The organism is Buchnera aphidicola (Eriosoma lanigerum), from assembly GCF_964059125.1.
Taxonomy (GTDB): Bacteria; Pseudomonadota; Gammaproteobacteria; order Enterobacterales; family Enterobacteriaceae; genus Buchnera_D; species Buchnera_D aphidicola_C.
Map to the genome: position 1 here is coordinate 166,123 of NZ_OZ060395.1, position 8,947 is coordinate 175,069.

An 8,947-nucleotide genomic window follows, 5' to 3' on the forward strand; every position below is an offset into this window, starting at 1 on the left:
AATATGAGTATTTTATCAAGTTGTATAAGTCAAAATATTATGTGTATTTTTTATTCTTTGTTTTTTTTATTATCGATAGTGTTCTTTGCTGCAAGTTTAAGTATAATCGAAAGAAAATTATTGGCATTATTTCAAAATCGATATGGTCCTAATAGAGTAGGTAAATATGGATTACTTCAGTTATTTGCTGATATGATTAAAATATTTTTTAAAGAAGATTGGATCCCACCTTTTAGTAATCGTTTTACATTTGTTCTGGCACCAGTAATTTCTTTTTCTTCTTTATTAATAGTTATGTCTATTGTTCCAATTACTAATAATTGGTTTCTTATAGATTTAAATATTGGAATTTTATTTTTTTTAATGATGGCTGGATTATCAGTATATGGAGTATTATTAGCTGGTTGGTCTAGTAATAACAAATATGCATTGTTAGGATCAATTAGATCAATTGCTCAAATATTAAGTTACGAAGTGTTTTTAGGAATATCTTTATTAGGAGTAGTAGCTAGGGCAGGATCTTTTAACATATTAGAAATTATTCATAGTCAACGAGATTTATGGAATGTTTTTCCTCAATTTTTTGGTTTTTTAATTTTTTTTATTGCTTCTTTAGCATTATGTCATCGTCATCCATTTGATCAACCAGAATCAGAACAAGAATTAGCTGATGGTTATCATATAGAATATTCTGGAATAAAGTTTGGATTGTTTTTTATTGGAGAATATATTTCAATTATTACGGTTTGTTCATTAATGACTGCTTTATTTTTTGGTGGTGCTAATGGTCCTTTAATTTCTTCTTTTATTTGTTTTTTTATAAAAACATTTTTATTGATTGTTATATTTATATTAATTCGAGCATCTATACCTAGGCCCCGATATGATCAAATTATGTTATTTGGATGGAAAATATGTTTACCTTTATCATTATTAAATTTATTGTTTAGTGTTTTTTGTTTATTATTAATTCAACCATAATTTATAATATTTATGATTAGGAATCTGAGATGAGTATAAAAAAATTTATATTCGATTGTATTAGTCAATTAAAAAGTATTTTTATGGTGGCACGTAATATGTTTTCTAAAAGAGAGACAAGAATGTATCCTGAAGAGTTAGTTGCGGTAACTTCGCGTACTCGAGGTCGTGTTATATTAACTAATAATTCAGATGGAACAGAACGATGTGTTGCTTGTGGTTTATGTGCTGTAGTATGTCCAGTTAGTTGTATTACTTTGCAAAAATCAGAAACAAAAGATGGACGTTGTTATCCTGAATTTTTTAGAATTAATTTTTCTCGTTGCATTTTTTGTGGTTTTTGTGAAGAAGCATGTCCTACTATGGCTATTCAATTAAGTTCTAAATTTGACTTTTCAGATTCAGAAAGAAAAAATTTAGTTTATGAAAAACAAGATTTATTAATTGATAACGTAGGAAAATGTAAAGATTATAATTTTTATCATTTTACTGGTATTTCAATTAAAGACAAAAAAATTGGTGATTTAGAGAATGAATCTCGACCTGTTGATGTTAAAAATTTACTACCATAAGGAAGGTTTAGTTCAATGGAATTAGTATTCTATTTATGTAGTTTTATTTCAGTTATATCTACTCTGTTAGTTTTATTTAATTCTCATCCTATGTATGCTTTATTATATTTTATAATATCGATTTTATCTATTTCAGGAGTATTTTTTTCTTTAGGTGCGTATTTTTCTGGAGTTATAGAAGTAATTATTTATGCAGGCGCTATAATGGTATTATTTGTATTTGTTGTAATGGTTCTTAATCTTGGAGAAAAAACATATTATGAAGAAAAAAAATGGATGTCAATAAAATATTGGATTTTTCCTGCTATATTATCATTATTATTATTATTGGTAATAATTTATTTAATTTTTGGTTTAGGAGAAGATTCAATTTTATTAGGAAAAGTAACTTTAATTAAAACAGTTGGTTTTTCTTTATTTGGAATGTATATGTTATTATTAGAATTAGTTTCATTAATTTTGTTATCAGCTTTAGTAATTACTTTTCATTTTGGAAAAAAGCAATAGATATAATAATCTTTTTTGATTACATCATAAAATTAATTGTAAAAAAATAAATAGGTGTTGTATATGATTCCGTTGTCTCACGGTTTATTTTTATCTTTTTTTTTATTTATATTAGGTTTTTTATCTCTTATTATTCGTAGAAATTTATTTTTTATATTACTTGGTTTAGAAATAATGCTAAATGCATCTGCTTTATTATTAGTAATAGCTGATTGTTATTTAGGAAAAATTGATGGTCAAGTAATGCACATTTTCATTGTTTCTTTATCTGCATCGGAAAGTAGTATAGGTTTGGCTTTATTACTACAATTATATCGTCGTTATCAAACTTTAAATATTGATGTTTTAAGTGAGATGAAAGGATGAACATGATTTTTTTAGTATTTTTTTTTCCTTGTATTAGTTTTTTTATTTTGTCATTATTTCAAAAAAAATTATCTCAATGTATTTTAGGAATTATAGGTATTACTTCTATTTTATTTTCGAGTTGTATAGTTTTATATTTAATTTTAATTTTTTTTTATGGACACTCTCAATTTTATATATATAATTTTTTTTCATGGATTGATACTGATAACTTAAAAATTAATTTTAGTTTTTTATTGGATTCGTTATCTGTAACAATGTTAGGTTTAGTCAGTATTGTGGGATTACTGATTCATATTTTTTCTTATTGGTATATGAAATGTAAAAATGATAATGCACGATTCTTTGCTTATATGAATTTATTTATGTTAAGTATGTTTATATTAGTTTTAGCAGATAATTTGGTGTTAATGTACTTAGGTTGGGAAGGAGTTGGTGTATGTTCATATTTATTAATTAGTTTTTATTATAATCATAATATCAATTTTCGTTCCGCTATGAAAGCATTTATCATTACTCGTATTGGAGATATTTTTTTATTAATTTCTATAATTATATTATATACTGAATTTGGAACAGTAGATTTTATATCTTTAAATTTTTTAAGTAATAGTCAATTAATATGTCATAATAAGTTATTATATTGTATTACTGGTTGTTTATTATTAGGATCTATTGGAAAATCTGCTCAATTTCCATTACAAACTTGGTTGTCTGATGCAATGGTTGGTCCAACACCTGTATCTGCTTTAATTCATGCAGCAACAATGATTACAGCTGGTGTATATTTAATTGTTCGTACACATTTTTTATTTATATTGACTCCTATAGTATTATATATTATAGGAATTATAGGTTGCATTACATTAGTTATTTCTAGTTTTTCAGCTTTAGTTCAAACAGATATAAAAAAAATATTAGCTTATTCTACGATGAATCAAATTAGTTATATGTTTTTAGCTTTATCAGTAGAGGCTTGGCAGGCTTCTATTTTACATTTAATAGCTCATGCTATTTTTAAAGCTTTATTATTTCTTTCAGCTGGTTCTTTAATTATAGCTTGTAAGAATGAAAAAAATATTTTTAAAATGGGTGGATCGATACATCAATTTCCTTTTCTTTATTTTTGTTTTTTAATAGGAGGAGCTTCTTTAATTTCATTACCAATTGTTACTTTAGGATTTTATACTAAAGAAAATATTTTATTTTCTTTATTAAATAGTCATCATATATTTTTATTTACAATGGGATTATTAGGTGGTTTGATTACATCAATTTATACTTTTCGTATGATTTTTTCAATTTTTAACAATTCTAATATAGATTTAATTAATAAAAACAGTGGATTCATGCATGATTTTCCATTGATAGTTCTTGTTTTATTTTCTAGTTTGTTTGGAGTTTTAATATTTTCTATATTTGATTTTATGTTACCAGAACAAAATACGGTATATTTAAGTAAATTTGTTGTATCTATTATTACCAGTGTATTTTCTATTTTAGGACTTGTTATATCTTATTATTGTTGGATAAAAAATATAGAGTTGTTAAAAAAATGTTTAAAAAACACATTTTTTAGTACTATTTGTCTTTTATTTTCTAGTGGTTTTGGTTTTGATTATATATATTCATTATTGTTCAAAAAATCATATATATATATTTCTAAATTATTTAATAGAGATCCTCTAGGAATTATTTTGAGTCAATTAGAATTTTTATCTTGTTTTTGTAATAAATTTTTATTAATTTCGGAAAATGGTAAATTAAGATGGTATATTTGTTCATTTATGATTGGTATACTATTATTTTTTTTTATAATTGAATCTTTAAATTTTTAAATTGTAGACTTATAAATAATTGTATCATTAATTGAATAAATAAAATATTAATATAGATATTTATTGAATATTTTGTGTTAATGATTTTGAATGATAGCTTATCATATTAAAAATAGGATTATAATCTCAATGTTACTTTTGTGTTTAGTTTGTATTCCATTATTAGGTGCTTTGTTATCTTGGTTATGTGGATATATAACAGTTTCATTTTCTCGTTGGATTGCTTTATCTAGCATGGGAATTACATTGTTAATAGTATTAAAATTTTGGTTTTTTTATTACTATTTTAATCATGTAAATATAAATTCTCAATGGGATCTTCAATATGTTTGTTCTTGGATTCCTAATTTAGGTATAAATTTTCATTTAGCTATAGATGGTTTATCCTTATTATTTGTTCTTTTAATTTCTTTTCTGGGATTTATAGCTGTGTTATGTTCTTGGAATGAAATTAAACATCATCAAAATGGTTTTTATTTTAATTTATTATGTGTTATTAGTGGTGCTATAGGATTATGCTTATCAATTGATTTATTTTTATTTTTTTGTTTTTGGGAATTAATTTTAATTCCAACGTATTTTTTAATAGCAATATGGGGAAACAATGAATTAATTTTAGGAAGAAATTGTATACATTCTGCAAATAAATTTTTTATTTATGCACAATTATCAGGATTATTATTATTATTTTCAATACTAGGATTAGTAATTAATTATCATAATATTAGTCTTGTTTGGAGTTTTGATTACAATGTGTTATTACATGTTCCTATAGATTCATATTTAGAATGGTACTTAATGTTTGGTTTTTTCTTATCTTTTATAATAAAAATCCCGGTAATTCCTTTTCATACTTGGTTGATTGAATCGCATAGTCATTCTTCTACTGCAGGTTCTATTGACTTGGTAGGTTTAATAGTTAAAACCTCTGTTTATGGTTTGCTTCGATTTTGTATTCCTTTGTTTCCTCGTTCTTCTTTTATGATTATTCCTTTAGTAGAATTATTAGGTGTAATTAATATATTTTATGGATCTTTTTTAGCTTTTTCTCAAACTAATATTAAAAGATTATTAGCATATTCTTCTGTATCAAATATGGGTATGATTTTAATAGGAATTTATTCAGGTAATCTATTAGCTTATCAAGGATTAATTATTCAAATTATAGCTCATGGATTATCTTCTTCTGCTTTATTTATATTATCAGGTCAATTGTATGAACGTTTTAAAACTATGAATATATATCAAATGGGAGGTGTGTGGTCTCAATTAAGATGGATTCCTGCTTTTTTTCTATTTTTTTCTATGGTTAATTTAGGAATACCTGGAAGTGGAAATTTTATTGGAGAATTTATGATTCTATTGGGAATTTTTAAAAATTTTCCAATTATTGCTGGTTTTATATCATTAATTTTAATAGTTGTTTCTATTTATTCTTTAAATATGATGCATGTAATTTTTTATGGTAAAAGCAATCATATTTCTTTTTCTCATACTGTTTCTATTCGTGAAATTGGGATAATTATTAGTTTGATAATTTTAATTATTTGGATTGGAATGTATCCTAAAATTATTTTAGAAACTTCTTATTATTCAATATATAATATTCAAAATAATTTTTCTTATTTTTTTAACTAAAAGGTTGTTTTACGAAATGATAATTATTAATAATTTATTGACTGATTTATTACCAATTTTTTGTTTGTTTGGTACTATTATAGCAATAATGTTATCTATTTCTTGGAGTAGAAATCATTTTTTACATTTCTCATTGAGTATATTAGGGTTAGTATGTAGCTTAATATCTTTATTTTTTATACATTTTTATATACCCATTGAAATAAATTTTTTATTTAAAATAGATGATTATGCTGTACTTTATTCTGCTTTTATTCTTGTTTTAACTATTTTTATTTGTATTATTTCTTATTTTAGTTTGGATCATTATTATGATGTAAAAGATGAATTTTATTTATTAATTCTATTGTCTAGTTTAGGTTGCTTATTATTAACTATGACTGTTCATATGATTAGTTTGTTTATTGGATTAGAACTAGTTTCATTACCATTAATTGGTTTATTAGGATATTTTAAAAATCGTCATCAAGTATTAGAATCAACATTAAAATATATGATTTTATCAGGTTTAACATCAACATTTTTATTGTTTGGTATTGCATTAGTATATATAGGTTCAGGAGGTCTAAGTTTTATTGAATTACAAATAGCATTAAATATGAATTCTATGAATCATTTAATTTTATTATTTGGAATAGGAATGATTCTAATTGTACTATTTTTTAAATTATCGTTATTTCCATTTCATTTATGGGTTCCTGATGTATATCAAGGTACTTCTGCATTAACTTTAACTTTTTTCTCTACAGTAGTAAAAACAGCTATTTTTGTTGTTTTAGTTCGGTTATTTTTGTATCTTCCAGTTGAAAAAGTATTTTCTATATATTTTATTTGTTCAATAGTTGCTATTTGTTCAATATTATTTGGAAACTTGATGGCATTGTTTCAAATTAATTTAAAACGATTATTAGCTTATTCTTCTATATCTCATTTTGGTTATTTGTTGATTATCTTAGTTACTTTGCAGAGTAATTCATATTTTTTAGAAACAGTAGGAATGTATTTATTTGGATATTGTTTGAGTAATTTGGGTTTGTTTACTATTATTAATTATTTTTCTGATTTAAATAATAAACATGATTTAGATTCTGCTATATTGTATAAGGGATTATTTTGGAGAAATCCAATTTTGTGTTTTTTCATGACAAGTATGATATTTTCTTTATCTGGAATCCCATTAGGATTAGGTTTTATTAGTAAATTTTTTTTATTTTATTCAATTATGAATTCAAATTTTTGGTTTTTATGGTTTATTGTAGTTTTGGGAACAGTAATAGGTTTATATTATTATTTAAGAATAAGTATTAATTTATATTTACCATCAAATAATGTTACATATTTAAATTATATTAATAACAGTAATGTATTTATTGTATTATTAGGAATAATAAATATTATTTTTGGACTTTTTCCTGCAATACTAATAGATTTAATTCGTTCATCAACACTATTTTTATAATATGTGTATATTATTTTATATTATTGTATTGATAGATAGGTATATTTAATTTAAATGTATTACTTAATATATTTTAATTGTTTTTTTTATATATTATTAGCAATTTTATATTTTTATTTAATTTTATATAGTTTTTGACATTGAGAATATAAAAAAAATTAAACTTTAAATATTTCATATATATAAATTATTTATCTTTATCAATTATAATTGATATTAATTTTTTTTTAAGTAAATATTTTTATCATCAATGATATCAATTAATTTAATTATTTTTTGAACAATTTATTTAATATTATTGTATAGAAATATAAATGTGTTAATTTAATCAAGATTCAATAATATTATATTAATATCAATATTTTAATTTTATTTGCTTATGTTTACAAAATTATATGTATAAATATAGATTTATAATATTATTGAATAAACAGTAATATTTAAAATCATTATAATAATAAATAGGATAGTAATATTATTATGTATATAAGTCATGAGAAGTTATTAGATTATGAATAGTTTATTAATATTTTTATGGAGTATTTTTATTATTTTTATGATATTAGTCATATGTTTAAATCAAATATTTCAAAAAAAATATAAATTACAATTAGTTAATATTAAATCTGCAATTTGGTTATCTGTATTTTGGATTATTGTTGCGTTTGTATTTTCATTTTTGATATGGTTGATATTAATAACAACGATCGGAAAAGAAATAGCTAACATACAAATTATAACTTTTATCTCTGCATATTTATTAGAAAAATTTTTATCTATTGATAATGTTTTTATTTGGTTTGTAATTTTTAGATATTTTTCTATTCCTTTGATATATCAACAAAAAGTATTATTTTATGGTATTATTGGTTCTATATTATTTAGAATAATAATCATTTTTTTTGGTAATTTTCTGTTGTTAAAATGGAAATGGATTATATATTTTTTTGGTTTATTTTTGTTGGTTAGTGGATTAAAGATGATTTTTTTTAAAGAGGATTCTAATGTAATTATTACGAAAAATAAATGGATACGATGGTTATATAAATATTTTAAAATTACAGATAAATTACATAAACAACATTTTTTTATTAGAAAAAATAACATTTTGTTTGCTACTCCTTTATTAGTTGTACTTATTATGATTGAAGTTAGCGATATATTTTTTTCTATTGACAGTATGTCTGCTATTTTTTCTATTACTTCAGATTTTTTTATTATGATTACTTCTAATATTTTTGCTATATTTGGATTACGGTCAATTTATTTTTTATTTTCAACTAGTTCCTGTAAAGCATATGTTACTAAATATGGATTACCATTAATTTTAATATTTATTGGAATGAAAACATTATGTATCGATTTTATTAATATTTCTATTACTACTACTTTGATTGTTATGATATTAATAATAAGTATTACTATTTTATTAAATATTATTATGAAAAACAAGAAATTACGTTATTAGATTTTTATATTTTTATGGTATGAAACATTATTTCTATAAATTAGTGATAACATAAATTAATATTTATACTAAATCATAAGATTAATAATTATATTATATAATATATTATTTTTTTTTT

The 8,947-nt window shown here is 21.9% G+C and carries 8 protein-coding genes; all 8 read left to right on the top strand.

Features of this window, described 5'->3' with window-relative positions; genetic code table 11:
- The first annotated feature begins 3 nt into the window (after positions 1 to 3).
- Entirely contained in the window at positions 4 to 981 is a 978-nt protein-coding gene (nuoH, locus tag AB4W75_RS00740; RefSeq protein WP_367679555.1) for an NADH-quinone oxidoreductase subunit NuoH, read from the top strand.
- Between the two features lie 29 nt (positions 982 to 1,010).
- Positions 1,011 to 1,553 (top strand): NADH-quinone oxidoreductase subunit NuoI, encoded by a 543-nt coding sequence (gene nuoI, locus AB4W75_RS00745; protein WP_367679556.1) that lies wholly within the window; start codon positions 1,011 to 1,013, stop codon positions 1,551 to 1,553.
- 15 nt (positions 1,554 to 1,568) lie between these two features.
- Entirely contained in the window at positions 1,569 to 2,060 is a 492-nt protein-coding gene (gene nuoJ, locus AB4W75_RS00750; RefSeq protein ID WP_367679557.1) for an NADH-quinone oxidoreductase subunit J, read from the top strand.
- Between the two features lie 63 nt (positions 2,061 to 2,123).
- On the top strand, positions 2,124 to 2,426 hold the full coding sequence (nuoK, locus tag AB4W75_RS00755; protein ID WP_367679558.1) for an NADH-quinone oxidoreductase subunit NuoK: 303 nt from the start codon (positions 2,124 to 2,126) through the stop codon (positions 2,424 to 2,426).
- Positions 2,423 to 4,264, top strand: coding sequence for an NADH-quinone oxidoreductase subunit L (gene nuoL, locus AB4W75_RS00760; protein ID WP_367679559.1), 1,842 nt, complete (start codon positions 2,423 to 2,425; stop codon positions 4,262 to 4,264). Before nuoK ends, nuoL begins: the two co-directional genes overlap by 4 nt.
- Positions 4,265 to 4,393: 129 nt before the next feature.
- Positions 4,394 to 5,902, top strand: a complete 1,509-nt coding sequence (locus AB4W75_RS00765; RefSeq protein WP_367679560.1) for a NuoM family protein — start codon at positions 4,394 to 4,396, stop codon at positions 5,900 to 5,902.
- A 16-nt stretch (positions 5,903 to 5,918) separates the two neighbouring features.
- Complete coding sequence (locus AB4W75_RS00770; RefSeq protein ID WP_367679561.1) at positions 5,919 to 7,361, top strand: NADH-quinone oxidoreductase subunit N; 1,443 nt, start codon at positions 5,919 to 5,921, stop codon at positions 7,359 to 7,361.
- A 511-nt stretch (positions 7,362 to 7,872) separates the two neighbouring features.
- Complete coding sequence (locus tag AB4W75_RS00775; protein ID WP_367679562.1) at positions 7,873 to 8,829, top strand: TerC/Alx family metal homeostasis membrane protein; 957 nt, start codon at positions 7,873 to 7,875, stop codon at positions 8,827 to 8,829.
- The last annotated feature ends 118 nt before the right edge of the window (positions 8,830 to 8,947 follow it).